The 17,399-nt window shown below is 43.4% G+C and carries 14 protein-coding genes; 6 read left to right on the forward strand and 8 right to left on the reverse strand.

All coding sequences use genetic code 11. The annotated features are described in order from the left end of the window. Window positions 1–21: 21 nt before the first annotated feature. From galK to H5114_RS17495, 3 genes are read left to right on the forward strand one after another with little or no spacing between them, the layout of a single operon-like run. The gene (galK, locus tag H5114_RS17485; protein ID WP_182723629.1) at window positions 22–1,164 is read left to right on the forward strand and encodes a galactokinase; all 1,143 of its coding nucleotides are present in this window, start codon (window positions 22–24) and stop codon (window positions 1,162–1,164) included. A 25-nt stretch (window positions 1,165–1,189) separates the two neighbouring features. Further along, window positions 1,190–2,224 carry an aldose epimerase family protein gene (locus H5114_RS17490; RefSeq protein ID WP_124015253.1) on the forward strand — a complete coding sequence of 345 codons (1,035 nt, stop codon included), beginning with the start codon at window positions 1,190–1,192 and terminating at the stop codon, window positions 2,222–2,224. Then, window positions 2,214–2,627: a DUF2391 family protein gene (locus H5114_RS17495; protein WP_182723630.1), complete on the forward strand. Its 414-nt coding sequence runs from the start codon at window positions 2,214–2,216 to the stop codon at window positions 2,625–2,627. The genes H5114_RS17490 and H5114_RS17495 overlap by 11 nt, the downstream gene beginning before the upstream one ends. Before the next feature lie 118 nt (window positions 2,628–2,745). Here H5114_RS17495 and H5114_RS17500 read toward each other — a convergent pair whose 3' ends face one another. Further along, complete coding sequence (locus tag H5114_RS17500; RefSeq protein ID WP_182723631.1) at window positions 2,746–3,183, reverse strand: hypothetical protein; 438 nt, start codon at window positions 3,181–3,183, stop codon at window positions 2,746–2,748. A gap of 372 nt (window positions 3,184–3,555) precedes the next feature. Next, the gene (locus H5114_RS17505; RefSeq protein WP_182723632.1) at window positions 3,556–4,560 is read right to left on the reverse strand and encodes an NAD(P)H-quinone oxidoreductase; all 1,005 of its coding nucleotides are present in this window, start codon (window positions 4,558–4,560) and stop codon (window positions 3,556–3,558) included. A 196-nt stretch (window positions 4,561–4,756) separates the two neighbouring features. Between H5114_RS17505 and H5114_RS17510 the strand changes: the two genes are divergently transcribed. From H5114_RS17510 to H5114_RS17520, 3 genes are all read left to right on the forward strand, one after another. Next, window positions 4,757–5,548: an ABC transporter substrate-binding protein gene (locus H5114_RS17510; protein WP_182696852.1), complete on the forward strand. Its 792-nt coding sequence runs from the start codon at window positions 4,757–4,759 to the stop codon at window positions 5,546–5,548. A gap of 169 nt (window positions 5,549–5,717) precedes the next feature. Then, on the forward strand, window positions 5,718–8,174 hold the full coding sequence (locus H5114_RS17515; protein WP_182723633.1) for a M1 family metallopeptidase: 2,457 nt from the start codon (window positions 5,718–5,720) through the stop codon (window positions 8,172–8,174). Continuing rightward, complete coding sequence (locus H5114_RS17520) at window positions 8,174–8,689, forward strand: DUF6702 family protein (RefSeq protein ID WP_182723634.1); 516 nt, start codon at window positions 8,174–8,176, stop codon at window positions 8,687–8,689. Before H5114_RS17515 ends, H5114_RS17520 begins: the two co-directional genes overlap by 1 nt. 63 nt (window positions 8,690–8,752) lie before the next feature. On the opposite strand, the gene dauA is transcribed toward H5114_RS17520, so the two are convergent. From dauA to H5114_RS17550, 6 genes are all read right to left on the reverse strand, one after another. Beyond that, window positions 8,753–10,474, reverse strand: coding sequence for a C4-dicarboxylic acid transporter DauA (dauA, locus tag H5114_RS17525; protein ID WP_124015260.1), 1,722 nt, complete (start codon window positions 10,472–10,474; stop codon window positions 8,753–8,755). Between the two features lie 270 nt (window positions 10,475–10,744). Continuing rightward, window positions 10,745–12,001: a HAMP domain-containing sensor histidine kinase gene (locus tag H5114_RS17530; protein WP_124015261.1), complete on the reverse strand. Its 1,257-nt coding sequence runs from the start codon at window positions 11,999–12,001 to the stop codon at window positions 10,745–10,747. A gap of 12 nt (window positions 12,002–12,013) precedes the next feature. Further along, on the reverse strand, window positions 12,014–12,697 hold the full coding sequence (locus tag H5114_RS17535; protein ID WP_182723635.1) for a response regulator transcription factor: 684 nt from the start codon (window positions 12,695–12,697) through the stop codon (window positions 12,014–12,016). Between the two features lie 17 nt (window positions 12,698–12,714). Then, complete coding sequence (locus tag H5114_RS17540; RefSeq protein ID WP_182723636.1) at window positions 12,715–15,876, reverse strand: efflux RND transporter permease subunit; 3,162 nt, start codon at window positions 15,874–15,876, stop codon at window positions 12,715–12,717. Window positions 15,877–15,879: 3 nt separating this feature from the next. After that, window positions 15,880–17,088, reverse strand: coding sequence for an efflux RND transporter periplasmic adaptor subunit (locus H5114_RS17545; RefSeq protein WP_182723637.1), 1,209 nt, complete (start codon window positions 17,086–17,088; stop codon window positions 15,880–15,882). Further along, the coding region (locus H5114_RS17550; RefSeq protein ID WP_182723638.1) for a TolC family protein at window positions 17,078–17,399 on the reverse strand (322 nt) is incomplete at its 5' end. The genes H5114_RS17545 and H5114_RS17550, both read right to left, overlap by 11 nt.

The raw sequence follows: 17,399 nt of genomic DNA on the forward strand, positions 1-17,399 counted from the left end.
CTTTGTTGGATTTTTTGAAGTATGTCAAACCCTGCTCAACGCGCGACTAAATTATTCGTGCAAACTTTTGGCACTAAGCCCGATGATTTATACCAAGCGCCCGGGCGAGTTAACATTATGGGCGAACATACCGACTATAACGAAGGCCTCGCATTACCTGCCGCCATTAATTTTCATACTGTTATTGCTGTAAAGCATCGCGATGATGATTTATTTCGCGCGGTCAGTACCGCTTTTCCGGGGCACATTAAACAATGGTACTTTGGCGAAGAAGGAACCGTAGCTGCTGGCGATGATTGGAGCCATTATTTAAAGGGCGTTACAGCCGCAATGAACCAATCAGGTTTACAGGCAAAAGGCTTAGACTTAGCGATTGTCGGTGATGTGCCGCTTGGGGCAGGTTTATCATCTTCAGCAGCACTGGAAATCGCGTTTGGTACTGCTATCAGTAATGCCAGCCAATTACATTTATCACCTATTGCTATTGCCCAATTAGCACAGCGCGGTGAAAGCCAATTTATGCAATTAAATTGCGGCATGATGGACCAAATTATCAGTGCGATGGCAGAGCCCGATCATGCCTTATTGATTGATTGCTTAGAACTAGAAAGCGAAGCTGTGCTATTGCCTGAAGAATTAAGCTTGATTGTGATTGATATAAAACAAGATCGTCATGTTTTTACGCAGCAGTTTGAACAGCGCAAACAAGAATGCAGTCAGATCACTGCGATACTTGGCCTCGATTCTCTTCGCGATTTATCACTCGCCCAACTGAATCTAAATAAAGAGGTATTGAGTGATGAACAGTTTCGCCGTGCTCGCCATGTGATCACTGAAAACCAACGCACCAGTAATGCAGCCCGAGCATTACAACAGAATAATATTGCTCGTTTTAGTGAGTTAATGGCGCAGTCTCAAGTTTCAATGCGTGATGACTTTGAGATTATTACCCCTGAAATCGATTGCTTGGTGACTATGGTTGCATCGCTGATCGGCGAACAAGGCGGTGTGCGGATGAGCGATGGCTGTGTATTAGCTCTGGTTAATCATGATCTCACCGATGAGGTGATTAATGTGGTTGAAAAGCAATATTTTGAGCAAACAGGTATCGAAGCAACAATATACTTGTGTTCAGCAAGTGGCGGTGCAGGACGCATCAGTTAATATTTTACAAAAGTGGGAAGCATAAATGGTACGTTTTAGTGTATTGGAACCTTGGCAAGATCCCCGTGGTGGAGAGATTGAACGGGTAAGAATCGATAATGGCATCATCGCACTCGAAGTATTAAGTTTAGGCGGCATTATTCGATCATTATGGACTCCCGATCGCAATGGTGAACGTAAAAATATTGTCTTAGGTTGCGACAGCGCCGAAGATTATTTAGCCCAACAAGCACATTTAGGTGCGATTGCAGGACGTTATAGCAATCGTATTGCCAATGGTAAAACTCAATATAATGGCCAACAATACTCACTGAGTATTAATCAAGCGACTAACTGTTTACATGGTGGCGCGGAGGGGTTTAATCGCAAATTATGGCAGCTTGGGCCATTAAGTGATGGCATGCGCTTAACCTTAAAAAGCCCTGACGGCGACATGGGGTTTCCAGGTAATTGCACCGTACAGCTCGATTACCGCTTAGCGGGTAACAATGTGTACATTGAAATGCTGGCCAGCACAGATAAAGCCTGCCCCATTAGTTTAACCCAGCATAGCTACTTTAATTTAGACGGTAATCGTAGCGATACCAATGCTCAACATACTCTACAAGTGGATGCTAAACATTACCTCACAATGAATGATGTTGGCATACCAACGTCAATGCAAGCTACCGCAGGCAGCGATTTAGACATGGCTGTACCTACACCAATGTCGGTGCAGACCGAGCGCGCAGCATTGGCCGCCACTAAAGGTTTTGATCATTGTTATGTGTTAGATAACCCAGGGGCAGACTTGCAACGTTTTGGTTGCTTAGCCAGCCCAAATAGCGGCCGCAGTATGACGGTTTATACTAACCAACCCGGCGTACAAGTTTACGGGGCTAATTTTTTGCAAGGCACTATTGGTAAAAAACAACGTCCACTTTGCGATCACCAAGCCGTGTGTATTGAACCGCAGATGCTACCTGATTCACCTAATCAACCAGACTTAGCTGGTGATGTGTGGGTAAAACCGGGACACGTTTATCATCACATCACTCGATATCAGTTTGATGCAGAATAATCCGCCTGTTAAATCTGATTTTAATGCTGAAGACATTGGCCAAATTGCCATAGGGGCTTTTGCCCTGTCGGTGCCGATTGCATTTTCTGAAGAAGCTTGGCATTTATCAGCCAGCTTACCAAGCTTAAATTTGGTCTTGATAGTGGTACTGTCGCTAGCGTTTATTGCCTTATTTGCCTACCAGAGTGTATTTCAGGCCAATATTATTAAGCGCAGACAAGCATTTCTATTACGAGTCGTTGCTGCCTATATATTGACGTTATTAGTCGTGGGAATAGTGCTTTTAGCATTAGATAAATTGCCGTTATGGGACGATCCCATTTTAGCATTTAAGCGGATGATATTAATTGCGATGCCCGCATCGATGGGCGCAATTATTGTTGATAGTTTTGACAAAGAATAAACGTCATAAGCAATAAAAAATTATTGCTTATGACGTTGTCAATCTATGACCAATATAAACCAGTAATGCGGCTAATCACACAATACATTAAGTCTAAAACTTAATGTATTGCACAGAATTAATCGTCTAAGCTATCACCTATTTCATCAAAGCTGTCATCATCATCATCTGAGTCATCAAATTCTGGAATGTCATCATCTGAATCAATAACTTCATCTGGTTCTGGCACTGGTTTAGCCTTACGAGGAGGCGCTGTGTCTGGTACTTTTGACAAGTCGATACGTGATTGATGCTTTAACATAAACTCAGCACGTGCCGCTTTCCAAGCATCATTAAACTCAGCGATTGCCGCTTTTGTTTGCTCATCATCTAAGTCATGTAAATTCACTTTAACGATGTCTTCTACATACTCAACAATCGTATTACGAATTGTATTGTAAAAGTAGATGCGCCCTGGAGACGCTTGTGGCAGTTGGTTATCATGAACAACAATAGTATTACCTTTTGATGTTCTTAATTCACCAAACCAAACCTGTTTTTTTGCTGTGTTATACATATATGCTAACGCCCTTAAATCAACACATATCCTAAAAATGATGCAGCTTGATGGCTAATAAAACAGCCAATCTACAACACGATTATTTGTTCTGTATTTACGTGGGTATTTAAACAGAATATTTCTGAGAATCAATGCCTAAAACGATGATTTTTTCAAGTAATCGCATAAAAATGTCCGTCGTAGTCGATTTTTAACACTTTACTGTCTTTTTTCTCACAAAATAATCGTCCACAAAGGCAATTAGCCACTTTTAGGCTAACCACTTTGTCTTGACGACTTTAGCTTAAAAAAATCAAGCTTCAAGTTTTTTTAGCAAAATATATGCTGATAAATATTCCGAATGGATCGGCACACACATAACGCCGCGGCTTAGGCTTGTAGATTTAATACAATCTTGCCTTTATGTTGCCCAGATTCCATACGCTGATGTGCCTCGACGACTTGAGCAAAAGCAAATACGCTATCTACAGGAATACTCATTTCACCACTGTTTAATAATGGCCATACATATTGCGCTAAGCCTTGAGCAATTTGCGCTTTATTTTGCACGCTTTGTGGTCGTAATGTTGAACCTGTCCACACTACCCGTTTTGCCATAATGCGAAAAATATCTACATTTGCCTGAGGACCCCGTTGCATCGCGACGGACACCATACGCCCATCAGTGGCTATGGCTTTGAGATTTTCATTAATAAAGTCGCCACCAGCAATGTCCATAATCACATTGACCCCTAGGCCATCCGTTGCCGCCAAGATAGGTTCGACAAAATGCTCTTCATTATAATTAATGGCCACACTGGCACCTTGCTCCAAACAATATTGGCATTTTTCAGCGCTACCAGAAGTCGCAAATACCCTAGCACCTAAGCAACTGGCCATTTGGATTGCGGTCGTACCGATACCGCCAGATCCACCATGGATCAGTACGCTTTCACCTGCTTTAAGCCCGCCACGAATAAATAAGTTACCCCACACGGTAAAAAAGGTTTCTGGCAGAGCTGCCGCTTGTACGTAACTGTAACCGGTAGGAATAGGTAAACAATGGGCGGCATAAGTGTTAACCAACTCGGCATAACCTCCACCAGGCACTAACGCACACACTTTGTCGCCGACCTGCCACTGAGTTACATCATCTGCCACGGCAACAATTTCACCGGCCACTTCTAAACCTAGGATTGGGCTAGCATCTGCTGGCGGTGGATAAGCCCCCACACGCTGTTTAATGTCTGGGCCATTCACTCCAGCAGCATGGACCTTAATCGTCACTTGACCCGCGGATGGCATCGCAAGTGTTGATTGTGCCATGGTCATCACGCTTGGTTCGCCAGGTTGCTCAACCATCACATGAGTAAATTGTCTATCTAATGTCGCCATAAAAATGTTCTCTCGGTTAATTGCAGTTAAAAAGTAACCAATGTTAACTATCTGTTATTGGCACACTGTAGCTGTTCACAATATGAACATATTTGTTAGTAAATACTTAAATAGTATCTTTTTTAATCAAAAAAAGATTGCCTCTTCACTTTAAACAATTACTATACGCGCCCGTTCATCCCATGGAGCACAATACTTGCTAAAGTACCTGTTCATTTTACTGTCTGTTTTCAGTATTCACGCCCATGCCGCGCCAATTCGTATTGCCTCAGATATTTGGTGTCCATATGCCTGTGATACTAACACTGGTTATGTTGTGGAATTGACTCGTCGCGCTTTTGAAATTCAAAATCAACCTGTTGAATTTATGATAGCCCCTTTTAAAAGAGTCATGCTTGAACTTCAAAGGAACAATGTCGATGCTGTCATTGGATTGTCTAAAAAAGCGATAGGCAACTATCAATTACTAAGTAATGACGTGATTGTGGGCTATAAAAGTAACGACTTTTATACTCTAGTTGACAGCACTGAGTCATTTGAGCAAATATCCGACCTCAATAATACCCAACAGGTTGCCGTTGTCACTGGCTACCAATATGGCAAAGAACTGGATACATGGCTTAACTCCCACCCGAGCACCTATTTTGCCTCGGGTAATGACCCTATCGCGATGAACATTATTCGCCTTATAAAAGGCCGCCACTCGGTGATTATCGACAACAAAAATGTCATTGAGTACACCGCAAGTCAACTAAACTTAAATCAACAACTTCGTTATGCAGGCACTATAGGTAAACCGGTTCCTTTATATATTGGTTTTAACCCGCAAAATAAAGCCTATGTGAGCGCTTTTGACCGCGGCATACAGATGCTAAAAGCCAATGGCGAATATAAGCAAATTATGGATAAATACAAAATATTACCGGAAGTCACCTCAGCCGACGCCCGCTATAAAAACCTGCAAAAGTTTTTACCTATCCTTGATTAAACTCGCTGTTTTTATGCCAGAGGGAATTGGCATCAGCAAGGTGCAAAACTTAGTAACACTCTTCTCACTGCATAACCTTGTCATTTTCGTTACACTGCGCCAACAAAAAAATAATAAATCATCATTTTGGGATTAATGGCATCAGCTTGCTGAAGTCATAGGAGTATTTATGCGCGTGTATCTTCACTTGCTGATATTGGCATTGACCAGTTCAGCAATCTTCACCAGTTCGGCTTCAGAAATTGTCCAAAGTAAAGGTCGGTTCGACGACAAATTTCGTCAACTTGAAGAGAGCCTTCCCACACCAAATGATTATCGCAATGCTGCTGGCGAACCAGGTAAAGAATATTGGCAACAACAAGTAGATTATAAAATCAATGTCACATTAGATGAACAAAAGCGTGCTATTCAAGGTGAGCAAGTCATTACCTATCATAATAATTCTCCGTATACGCTTAAATATCTGTGGTTCCAATTAGAACAAAATCGTTTTAAATCTGACTCGATTGCTGAACGAAGCAACGCCTTTTATGGGGTTGATGGGAGCGTTAGGGCTGAGAACACTTATGGCGATAGCGCATTTGCAAAGATCAGCCTGCAAGATCTTCGTCGCCAACAATTTTTAGCCGACAACAATTTGGGTTACCAAATTGCGGCGGTAACCGGTGCCAATAAAAAACCACTGAAATACACCATAGTTGGCGCTCAAATGCGGGTCGATTTACCGACGCCCCTAAACAGCAAGCAATCGACGCAACTGCGCATTAATTACGGCTACAATATTTTAGAAGAAGATGCCGTAGGTGCACGCTCTGGATATGAGCATTTTCCAGACGATAATCGTGAAGGTGGCAATGACATCTTCTTATTAGCGCAGTGGTTTCCGCGAGTCGCCAGTTATTCAGATTACGAAGCATGGCATAACAAAGAATTCTTAGGCAGCGGCGAGTTTACGCTCGAGTTTGGTAATTACGATGTGAGCATGACAGTACCTAGTGACCATATTGTGGCCGCTACCGGCGTGCTCCAAAACAGTAAAAGCGTGCTGTCATCTGAACAACTCAAGCGTTTAGATAGCGCCAAAAAAGCTGACAAACCAGTATTTATTGTCTCTAAAGACGAAGCTCTAGCCAATGAATCGAGTACAGCCAAAGGCACTAAAACTTGGCATTTTAAAGCCGAAAATGTGCGCGACTTTGCTTGGGCATCATCACGTAAATTTATCTGGGACGCTCAAGGCTACCAACAAAAAAACAGCCAAAACCCACATGTAATGGCGATGTCGTTTTATCCTAAAGAGGGTGGCGAGCTGTGGCAGCAATATTCAACAGCGGCAGTGATTCATACACTTGAAGTCTATTCACGCTTTACCTTCGATTATCCCTACCCTGCAGCGATCAGTGTTAATGGTCCCGTTGGCGGCATGGAATACCCGATGATCAGCTTTAATGGCCCACGTACTATTTGGCATGAAGATGGCAGTCGCACATACACCTTGGCTGAAAAACAATTCTTAATCGGCGTGGTGATCCACGAAGTCGGTCATAACTATTTTCCGATGATAGTCAACTCAGACGAGCGTCAATGGACTTGGATGGATGAAGGCATAAACAGCTTTTTAGACGGCATTGCCACCCGCGAATGGGACCCTAATTTATCTTGGGGACGTGAGCCAACTGATGTTATTGAATACATGAAGTCTAATGTCCAAGTTCCGATTATGACTCAGTCAGACAGTGTGTTGCAGCTTGGTCCTAATGCCTACATTAAACCTGCTGTTGCATTAAACATTTTGCGTGAAGTGATATTAGGCCGTGAGCTATTTGATTTTGCCTTTCAAGAATACAGCCGTCGTTGGATGAATAAGCGCCCGACACCAAGCGACTTTTTCCGCACCATGGAAGAAGCCTCTGGGGTTGATTTAGATTGGTTTTTCCGTGGCTGGTTTTACACCACAGATCATGTCGATATCTCGCTAGATCGTATTTATAAACTGCGCTTAGACAGCAATAATCCTGATATTGATTTTGATCGTCGTCGCCAAGATTATAACGATAAACCTATGCCTTATTCGGTTGAACGTAATCAACAAAGTGGCCAAAAAACCTGGGTAGAACTTAATCCAGGTAATACTGATTATCATGACCAACATGATCAATTCAGCGTCACCAATAAAGATCGTAACAAGTACAACAAAAAACACGCCGAACTGGATCCGTGGGAGCAACAAGTCTTGGCGCGGGCATTGAAAGAAGATAAAAACTACTATGTGTTTAACTTCTCCAATCTTGGTGGTTTAGTGATGCCAATTTTGCTCGAACTCACGTTTGAAAATGGTGATACCGAATCATTGGTGCTACCAGCTGAAATTTGGCGCCGCTCGCCGTTTGAAGTCAGTAAACTGATTGTGACCGACAAAGACAATGTATTAGTGTCTGCTGTGGTTGATCGTAGCGGCGAAACTGCCGATGTGGATATTGAAAATAACTATTATCCTCGTCAAATTATCCCATCACGCATTGAAGCCTTTAAAGAAGAAGAGCGTAAGGGTAATAAGTATCGCGATATCATGCATGACAATAAAGAAGCCCTGAAAGATCCTGAAATTAAAGTGAAGAAAAAGTAATGCGTCAATTGGTTCTAATATTACTGAGTGTTATTGGCTTAAGTTTATTGGCTGGCCAAGCCCATGGCCACCAGCAAAAAGAAGCCTACACCAGTATTGTGTTTAATCAGCGCAGCGGTATGCTGGAAATTCAGCATCGATTTTACTTGCACGATGCTGAGCATGCAGCTCAGCAAGTCATTGATAGCAATGCTGATTTGATTAGCGACCCCGTGAGTCGTGAAGCTTTTGCATATTACGCTATATCGACATTTTCGATGCAGGATCAGCAGCAACATCCGTTACCCCTAACCTATGTGGGCACTGAGTTACAGGGTAAGTATTTGTGGGTTTATCAGGAAACACCGATCACCACGAATATGGAAGGGTTTTATCTTAAGATGACGACCCTTCAAGAATTGTGGTCAGAACAAACTAACCACATTAATGTTGAGCGCAATAAACACGTAACCTCAGCAAGACTGCATATTGCAGATTCTTGGCATTACATTGAAGTGGCAAAAGCCAGCGAATAAACACTGAGAGCTCGAGCCAATATCCAGCGCCCTATTGATGTTCAGTAGGGCGCTTTTTTATTTCTATCTGACCACATCATCGAGTGCATCGGCCAAGGTTGAGTAAGTAACACACTGCACGCCATCTGGCTTAAAGCCTGCTTTAGCTAAGGTTTTAAGTGGCTGAAATTGAAAATCCGCGAGCAATACTCGGGTATTGTGGTGCTTACATTTCGCAATATACTTATACAATGCAGAAACACCACCAGAATCTAAGATAGACACCCCATCGAAATACAACACCACCCCATCTTGATCAGCGCTCAAATGCGCCAACTCACCAAAGACACTGTCGGCGGCGGCAAAAAATAACGGACCATTTATTTTAAAGACTTTCCAACGCGGCGGTAATTCAACATGAATATGCTTTTTCTGCTCGCTAATGTCTTGCACCTTGGTCATATCAGCCACTTGTTTCATGAACAACAACGACGCCAAAATGATCCCCGCACTGATCGCAATCACCATGTCGAAGAAGATGGTCAATAACAAGCACACCAGCAATACCAGCACCTCGCTTGCGGGCGCTTTTTTTATAAGATGCACAATCTTAGGGGCTTCGCTCATGTTCCAAGCCACCATAATGAGTAATGCCGACATGCCCGCCATGGGGATATACGCCAAAATAGTACTCAGCGATAACAAAGACACTAATACCACCAGTGCATGGATCATCGCTGCTACCGGACTCACCGCGCCAGCTTTATAATTAGCCGCTGAACGAGCAATGGCCGCTGTAGCAGTAATACCGCCAAAAAATGGCGCGATAATGTTACCGATACCTTGGCCGAGCAGTTCGCTATTAGCACTGTGCTTTTTACCCGACATGCCGTCGAGCACCACAGCACACAGTAATGATTCAATTGCCCCCAACATGGCAATCGCAAATGCCGCCGATAATAAATCGCTAGCTAATTGCCAACTGAGTTCAATAGGTAATTCGCCCGACTGGGTCCGCAGCCAAGGCCATTGAAAATCAGGCAACATGGATGGAATACCGGCGCCAATTGAACCATCGGCGAAAGTGAAACTAAAAGTGGAACCAATCGTCGCAACAGGAAAGCCTTGCTGATTGAGCACTAGCGCCACCAGACTAGCAACCACCACAGCCGGAAGATGTGCTGGCACAGGTAACTTGAGCTTAGGCCACAAAATAAACATCACTAACGCACTTAACCCCACCACCAGTGTCGGCAATGACAATGTCGGTAATTCTTGCGTTAATACGGCAACTTTACCGACAAAATTTTCAGGCATATCACTGATGCTTAGACCGAAAAAATCTTTAACTTGCAGCACAGCAATCACTACCGCAATACCGCCGGTAAACCCTAAGGTGACTGACTCGGGGATATATTGGATATAGCGACCTAGGCGTAACAACGCCATAGCGATGAGTATCACTCCAGACAAAATACTCGCTAGCAATAATCCAGACAGACCATATTGATGCACTATGGGGTAAAGGATCACCACAAACGCCGCTGTAGGACCAGATACGCTATAACGTGATCCACCGGTCAGCGGGATAATAAACCCGGCAATAATGGCGGTATATAATCCGTATTGCGGTGCAACACCAATAGCAATTGCCAGTGCCATCGCCAGTGGAATGGCAATAATGCCAACCGTTAAACCAGCTAATAAATCTTTAGAGAATGCATTGGCTTTGTAGGGAGCGTCTTTTAACGACTCTCTGAGCGCATGCCCAATACGAAGAGAAAATAAATGTGTGAGGTATTTCATTGCAGCGATCCCATAACCTAGTACGGCGTCAAGATACCCCTCATTATAGGCCGATTACTTTGCAGTACAATCGAATTAAGTTAACACCTAATGATAATGTAATTATAATCACATTATAACGATTAGTTTTATCTGAATTGACGTAATCACAAATGACCCGCAAAAAAGCCAGCGATGGTGTCGCTGGCTTTGGCTAGGTAGATATTCGTAGTGATTGATAGTGTAAACAATGGCTATCTTTACCCTGTAGCCTAATGTTAAAGAGCAATTTTAACGGCTAAAATCGATAGATACTTTGTGGCCGCGATTAGTATCTAGATTTTGATAATCCCAGTCATATTGCGTAATGAGTCTAGTGGTTAACTCAAGCCCTAAACCAAAGCCGAGCTCTTCAAAGCTATCAGCATAAGAGTCACACTGATTAGCGATACTCACCAATGTGGACGATTGACGAATGGTTACGCTGCCCTCAATGGTGTGCTGCAAAGCATTACGGATTATGTTGGTGATAATAATTCGACAGAGAGTATCAGGCAGTTGATGAGTAGAGTCATCGGTTTCAATACTAATTTCAATATTCTTGCCGTGGATTAAATACTTTAACTCTTGCACAAGCTGACGAATAAGCTGACCCAAATTAACGTCGTTCAAGGGTAAGCTTTTACCTTCGCGCCGGGTTAACCACAACAAGGTTTCGGTGAGATCTGTCATGGTGAGCCCTGCACGTTCAATACGGTTAAGCACTTGGGCTTGCTTTTCAGCGCTTCCACCTTTACTTATCAGCTTTTGCAGTAATTCAGTATTCGTCCGAATAACCGCTATTGGGGTGCGTAACTCATGGCTGGCATAGCCTAAAAATTGTTGCTCACGATCTAAGCTTTCCTGCACAGTGCCTAAACTCGTTTTAACAATATCGGCTAAGGTATTTAATTCGCTAAAATGAAAGTCGGGTATTGGCTGAGCTAATTGCTGGCTATTTAATCCTTTTGCCCAAGTTCTTAAACGCTTCATTGGCCGCGCCACTTTTCGCATCATTAACATCAACACGATAGTAAACATCACAATACCTAAAATTGCAGTCGCTAATATCACCACAAAAAAGGGAATGCCTTTAGGAGGAGACATAGTGCCAGCTTGACTGTCAAAGGTACTGGAGACATATCGCACCTCATTGCCTTTAAGCACTTTTATAACAAAAAAGCCTTTTACAGGGGGCGTAATGGGCGAGCCGCCAATAATGTTTTTATACAAGACGTTAAACTCGCTAGGCTCAGACTTAATATTTTGTTGGATCTCTTCGGGTAGGTCTTGCCAACGTGAAGCCACCGTAAAAAAATGTGATGTTTTCGGCTGACCATCGATAACCTGTTGATCTTGTGCTTGAGCGTACATGGTAGATTGTAAGATTTGGTCCATACCAGAAATAAAATAGTGCACACTGAGCATCGATAAAATTAAAATGGTACTAATACCAGTAAACAACATGACCAGTAGTACAAAAATTCGCAGGCTCGGAGTTAATTTCATGTAATGGCTATCCTACTGGTTATCTTTAATGGCAAAGCCATGACCACTAACGGTATGCAGCAACTTGAGTTCCTGGCTGCCATCAAGGTGTTTACGTAAATTAAACATGTGTACTTTTAAACTATTACTGTCTGGTTGGTCATCTCCCCACACACTTTGCATCAGTTTTTCACGCGACACAGGGTTAGGGCTCGCTCGTATTAACACGTCTAAAATTTTAAACGCTGTCGGCGATAGCTTTAAGCCAACCCCATTACGAAACGCCTGCTTCTGCTGCAAATCGAGGACCAAATCGGCCACGGTTAGGCGCATAGCTTGACCACTTCGGCGACGGGATAATACTCGAATGCGTACAATGAGCTCTTCCATTGCAAACGGCTTAATGAGGTAATCATCAGCACCTTTGGCAAAGCCGTCGAGCTTATCGTTAAGCGTGTCGCGCGCGGTAAGCATGAGTACTGGTACATCGATACCTTGCAGCCGCAAAGATTCACACACTTGCAAACCGTTCATTTTAGGTAAGTTCAAATCCAATATCACTGCATCATAGCGATTGAGTAAAATCAGATTCAGCCCTGCACTGCCATTGGCAGAATGGTCACAAAGAATACCTTCTAGCTCTAGGTACTCGATCACCGCCGTAGCTAAATCAAGATCGTCTTCAACCAATAACAACTGCAATTTGTCGGTGAACATCGAATATATTCCTCGGTTTACGACGCCACTGAGCTAGTCGTATGATGATTTGGGCGCAGTTTAGCCATAACGTGATTGATAAATGCTTTCGACTCACATTGAATGAGCAACAAAGATGGCGTCAAAATCAAGGTGATGACGGTAGCAAATAAAATACCATAACCCAGCGCTGCCGCAGCAGGTATTAAAAACTGTGCTTGTGATGAGGTTTCTCCTAACAAAGGTGCTAAACCAGCAAAGGTCGTCACTGAGGTAAGCAATACCGCACGAAGGCGGCTGGTACATGACTCAACAATTGCATCGTGTACCGACAAACCCTCTTCTTTAATCAACTCGTTATAGCGCGATACCAGCAATAGACTGTCGTTTACCACCACGCCACTTAAGGCCAAAATACCATTTAACGATAAAATACTAATGGTTAAGTCATTCCACCAATGGCCTAAAATGGCGCCAACAATCCCAAACGGAATCGCGGTCATGATAATCACCGGTTGTATGTATGATTTTAACGGGATGGCTAGCAAGGCATAAATGGCAATTAACGCCAGCACAAACATCGACCCTATCGAACTTGTGGTTTCAGCTTGTTGCTCAGCCTCACCGGCAAAATTGAAACTCACACCGGGGTATTGCACTGCTAACTGCGGCACTAACGTCTGCTTTAGCTGACTAACAAGCTCGTTTGAGGCAATTTTATCTTTGTCTAGTACAGCACTGATGTATACCGCCCGTTGACTGTCAATACGGGTAATGTTCGACGGTTGGTAATCATTAAAAATCTGCGCCACGTGGCTTAATGGCACAATAGTACCGTCGCTAGTTCGAACATTGGCAAGCTTAATATCTTCGATGGTTTGACGATCTTCATCAGGGTAACGTACTCGTACTTTTACCTCATCTTTGCCACGTTGAAAACGCTGTACTACACCACCGCCAAATGACTGCAATATCTGGCTCGATAAGGTTTCGGTGTCAAATCCCAGGGCCCGACCTTGCGCGGTTAATTCAAAACGATATTGCGGCTCGCCTATGTCTAAATTGTTATCGATACCACTGACGCCATCCATGGTTTCTAGCTGCGCTTTTATCGCTTGGCCAACAGCAAAGACGGAATCGGTATCGCTGGCTTTAATTTCCACTTTAAAATTATCAAGCATTTCTTGCTTCGACAATATTTTCAGCTTTTTTATACCTTCCATTTGGCCAACAAGCTCAAGCCATTTTTGGCTAAATTCCTTGAGGCTATAAGGACTGTCTGGCGCTAACTCAACCTGAACTTGGCCCGAGTCACTGCTGCTTGCCATAACATGCAAACTGGTTAAATAGCGGTCCTTATTATGCTGTTGTTCGGCCACCAGCTGAGCATCGACTTGTTTTGCAGCAGTTTCTAAGGTCATTAAATTTTTATAGGTCTGGCCAAAACTGGCGTCATTTTGCATCGAAAAGTCGGCAACGACAGTGTCGCCAGCAATATCAGGGAAAAATGCTACTCGCACGCTACCCGTTATCGGCATACCTGCAACCACAATAAACAGTGCGATAAACAGCAATACCACCGCATAACGAAACCGTAATGCAAACTCAATAAGTGGCTGATAAATCACTCGACTAAACCACTGCAAGCCACTATCGGCAGCATGTTGGATATGATTAAACCATGACTTTTTGGCACTTTTTTGAGTTTTAATATGCGCTAAATGCGACGGTAGAATAAATTTAGATTCAACCAACGACAACATCAAACAAATGGCGACGACAGTACCAAACTGGGCATAAATCTGGCCTAAATTACCTTCAACATTAGCTAAGGCAACAAAAGCGACTACTGTGGTTAACACACCAAATATCGTTGGGGTCGCCACTTTTAAAGTACCTTTGATAGTGTTGTCGATGTTGTCGCCGTATTTTTGCCGAGTGCTATAAACACTCTCGCCCACCACCACAGCATCATCGACGACAATCCCCAGCGCCATAATAAATCCAAAAGTGGTCATTTCATTTAGGCTTAAGCCAGCAAAAGTATTGCTCATAAAAAACAAGGTGCCGAAGAACACAAACGGTAACCCTGCAGCAACCCAAAACGCCACTCGCAAGTTTAAAAATAACGCTAAAATAATGAATACCAAAGCGATACCACTCAAGGCATTTTTAACCAATAAGCTTAAGCGTTCGATAATCAGCGTGCTTTTGTCATGCCAAGTAGCAATACTGACGTTGTCGGGTAATACATTAGAACTGCGCCATTTTTCGACGACTTGCTTAGCTTGCTCGACAATATCAACAATATCGCCATTTTCGTCCATCACAATTTCAATCGCGCTTGAGTTAGCTTGGTTATAACGCGACAACACAAAGGTATCGTCGGCAAAACCGTCTTTAATAGTCGCAATATCACCTAAGGTTATCAGCGAACCTTGACTGTTGGTGATCACCGGAATCGCCATAAAATCATCTAATTGGTAAGCTTGCTGTGATACTTTTAGCCGCACGGTTTTGTCGTCGTTATATAGGCTAGTCGAAATGGATGCTGACGATTCGGCATTCACAGCACTGGCCACTGAGGCAAACGTCAGTCCATAGGCTTGCAACTTAGCTTCATCAATTTCTATAGAAATCATCGGCTCGGCTTTGGCTTTAATCTCGAGATCGTGAATGGCTGACTGACTTAACAAATCCGATTTAAGTTGTTCGGCTAATGCCTGCAACGTCGCGCGGTCGGCATCGCCGTAGATCTCAATCCACAAGGCATGATCTTGCATGCGCATTTTATCAATAACGGGTTTTTCAGCTTCACTAGGAAAATTATAAATCGCATCGACATTGGTTTTAATGTCAGTGAGTAAAGTGTCTAAATCATAAGCGCTGGTTTTCTCAATTATCACACTACTGCCATTGGCGTTGGATGTTGACGTTATCCGTTTTATGCCCGGCACGGTTTCTAATGCATCTTCAATTTTAATTGCTATGCCTTCTTCAGCCAGCACTGGGTCGCCACTGTCGTAAGTCACCGACACTGTCACCCTGTCGGGTTCTAAACTCGGAAATGCCTCTTTGCGTAAGCTGCCTAAGGAGAAAAGACCCACGATTATCATGGCAATTAACAGCAAGTTAGCCGCTACCGAATTTCTAGCGAACCAGGCTATCGCCCCTGAATGTGTAGATTGAGATCCCGACATGGCTTAAACCTCTAACTTAGCAAGCACCTTAGTGCCCACTTTAAAGCTGCTTAAAGGGCGCTTAACAATTTGGATTAAGCTCGGTCGACCTCTTTGCTCACTAACAATAGGCAATACATACACAAAACCGTCTTTTTCAAAGGCGATATTGGCAGCTGATTTAGCCAATTGACTGCTATCATTGATAAACCAAATATCACCTTGTTGTGAAATAGCCGACGACGGTAATTGCCATAAATCACTTAATGATTTGCCGTTGATTTGTGCTTTAACAAAGGTGCCTGGATACAAGTGAGTTTGTTGCGTGAGTGGATTGTCGACCACCACAATTAATGAACGTTGACGACTAGTTTGGGTTAAATGTTGTTCAACCCGCTCAATATAACCTTGCCACTGGTTACGGCCATCGGCGCTGTACAAGGTGACATCCCAAGGGGTTTTAGCAAGCTGTGCATTGTCAAACTCTGGCAGGTTTTGCCACTGTAAATCTGACAATGGCACATTAATTTCAACGTCTGCAACGCTGTATAAAGTGCCCAGTTGGGTGCCGGTTTGTACATAACTTCCGGGCTGAATATCACGACTCACCACTAGCGCATCAAATGGCGCAGTAATCTTGGTATAAGCCACATCTTGCTTAGCTTTTTTAAGGATTAACTTGGCGTTCTCTAATGCGGCAGTCGCTTGGGCTAATTGTGGTGTTCTGAGCACTAACGGTGATTCAGGCTCACCAGAAAAACCTGAACGTAACCATTCTGATTTTGCTTGTTCACCTTGGCGTTGTTCCTCGAGTAAATCGAGCTCAGCCTGGGCGACATCGGTTTGCGCTTGCGTTAATGCTTGCTGATAACTGATATCATTAATTTGGCCTAATACTGTGCCTTTTTTAATTACCTGACCGGATTCAAACTGACGATGAACACTGTCAATCTTACCGCTTACTTCGGCGTTTAGCGTGAGTTCATAACGTGGTCTTGCTTCACCAAAACCGATGACTTCAGCTTGATATTGTTGTCCGTTGACAGCCACTACCCCCACTTGAGGTAATAATGAGATTGCTGCTGTACTCGCCACTGGGTTAATAGGTTGCTCTGTAGTAGATGCTTGTTGGTTAGGCGCTGGCGGTAATTGCGAGACGGTATAACCTAAGGCAGCAAAAATACTGCCCAATGATAATACGGTGACAATAACGTTTAGACGATTAAGCTTCATGTAATACCCCTAAGCCCAACGCTAGGCCTAAATCAATACGGTTTATAAGACGGTTATAAATGGTGTTAGCAAGTTGCGCTTCAACATCAAAGGTTTGCTGTTGCACGGTTAGTAAATCAAAAATGTCGACTAAGCCTTGACGATACTTTTGCTCGTAACTGACAAAACTGCGCTCGGCGCTGAGTTGCGCTTCAATTAAATGCTGTTGTTGTTTGGCGAGGGAGTATTCTTGGCCCACAGTGTTTTCCACTTCGTTAACCGCATTTAATAGGGTTTCTTGATAGACCCAATAGCGCTGCTCTGTGGTTAAT

This window comes from Shewanella sp. SR43-8 (assembly GCF_014163775.1).
Classification (GTDB): domain Bacteria; phylum Pseudomonadota; class Gammaproteobacteria; order Enterobacterales; family Shewanellaceae; genus Shewanella; species Shewanella vesiculosa.

What these genes read in the sequence shown, in the direction of transcription:
- galK (WP_182723629.1), top strand. Translation starts at nt 22, where the DNA reads ATGTCAAACCCTGCTCAACGCGCGACTAAATTATTCGTGCAAACTTTT.
- H5114_RS17490 (WP_124015253.1), top strand. Translation starts at nt 1,190, where the DNA reads ATGGTACGTTTTAGTGTATTGGAACCTTGGCAAGATCCCCGTGGTGGA.
- H5114_RS17495 (WP_182723630.1), top strand. Translation starts at nt 2,214, where the DNA reads ATGCAGAATAATCCGCCTGTTAAATCTGATTTTAATGCTGAAGACATT.
- H5114_RS17500 (WP_182723631.1), bottom strand. Translation starts at nt 3,183, where the DNA reads ATGTATAACACAGCAAAAAAACAGGTTTGGTTTGGTGAATTAAGAACA.
- H5114_RS17505 (WP_182723632.1), bottom strand. Translation starts at nt 4,560, where the DNA reads ATGGCGACATTAGATAGACAATTTACTCATGTGATGGTTGAGCAACCT.
- H5114_RS17515 (WP_182723633.1), top strand. Translation starts at nt 5,718, where the DNA reads ATGCGCGTGTATCTTCACTTGCTGATATTGGCATTGACCAGTTCAGCA.
- H5114_RS17520 (WP_182723634.1), top strand. Translation starts at nt 8,174, where the DNA reads ATGCGTCAATTGGTTCTAATATTACTGAGTGTTATTGGCTTAAGTTTA.
- dauA (WP_124015260.1), bottom strand. Translation starts at nt 10,474, where the DNA reads ATGAAATACCTCACACATTTATTTTCTCTTCGTATTGGGCATGCGCTC.
- H5114_RS17530 (WP_124015261.1), bottom strand. Translation starts at nt 12,001, where the DNA reads ATGAAATTAACTCCGAGCCTGCGAATTTTTGTACTACTGGTCATGTTG.
- H5114_RS17535 (WP_182723635.1), bottom strand. Translation starts at nt 12,697, where the DNA reads ATGTTCACCGACAAATTGCAGTTGTTATTGGTTGAAGACGATCTTGAT.
- H5114_RS17540 (WP_182723636.1), bottom strand. Translation starts at nt 15,876, where the DNA reads ATGTCGGGATCTCAATCTACACATTCAGGGGCGATAGCCTGGTTCGCT.
- H5114_RS17545 (WP_182723637.1), bottom strand. Translation starts at nt 17,088, where the DNA reads ATGAAGCTTAATCGTCTAAACGTTATTGTCACCGTATTATCATTGGGC.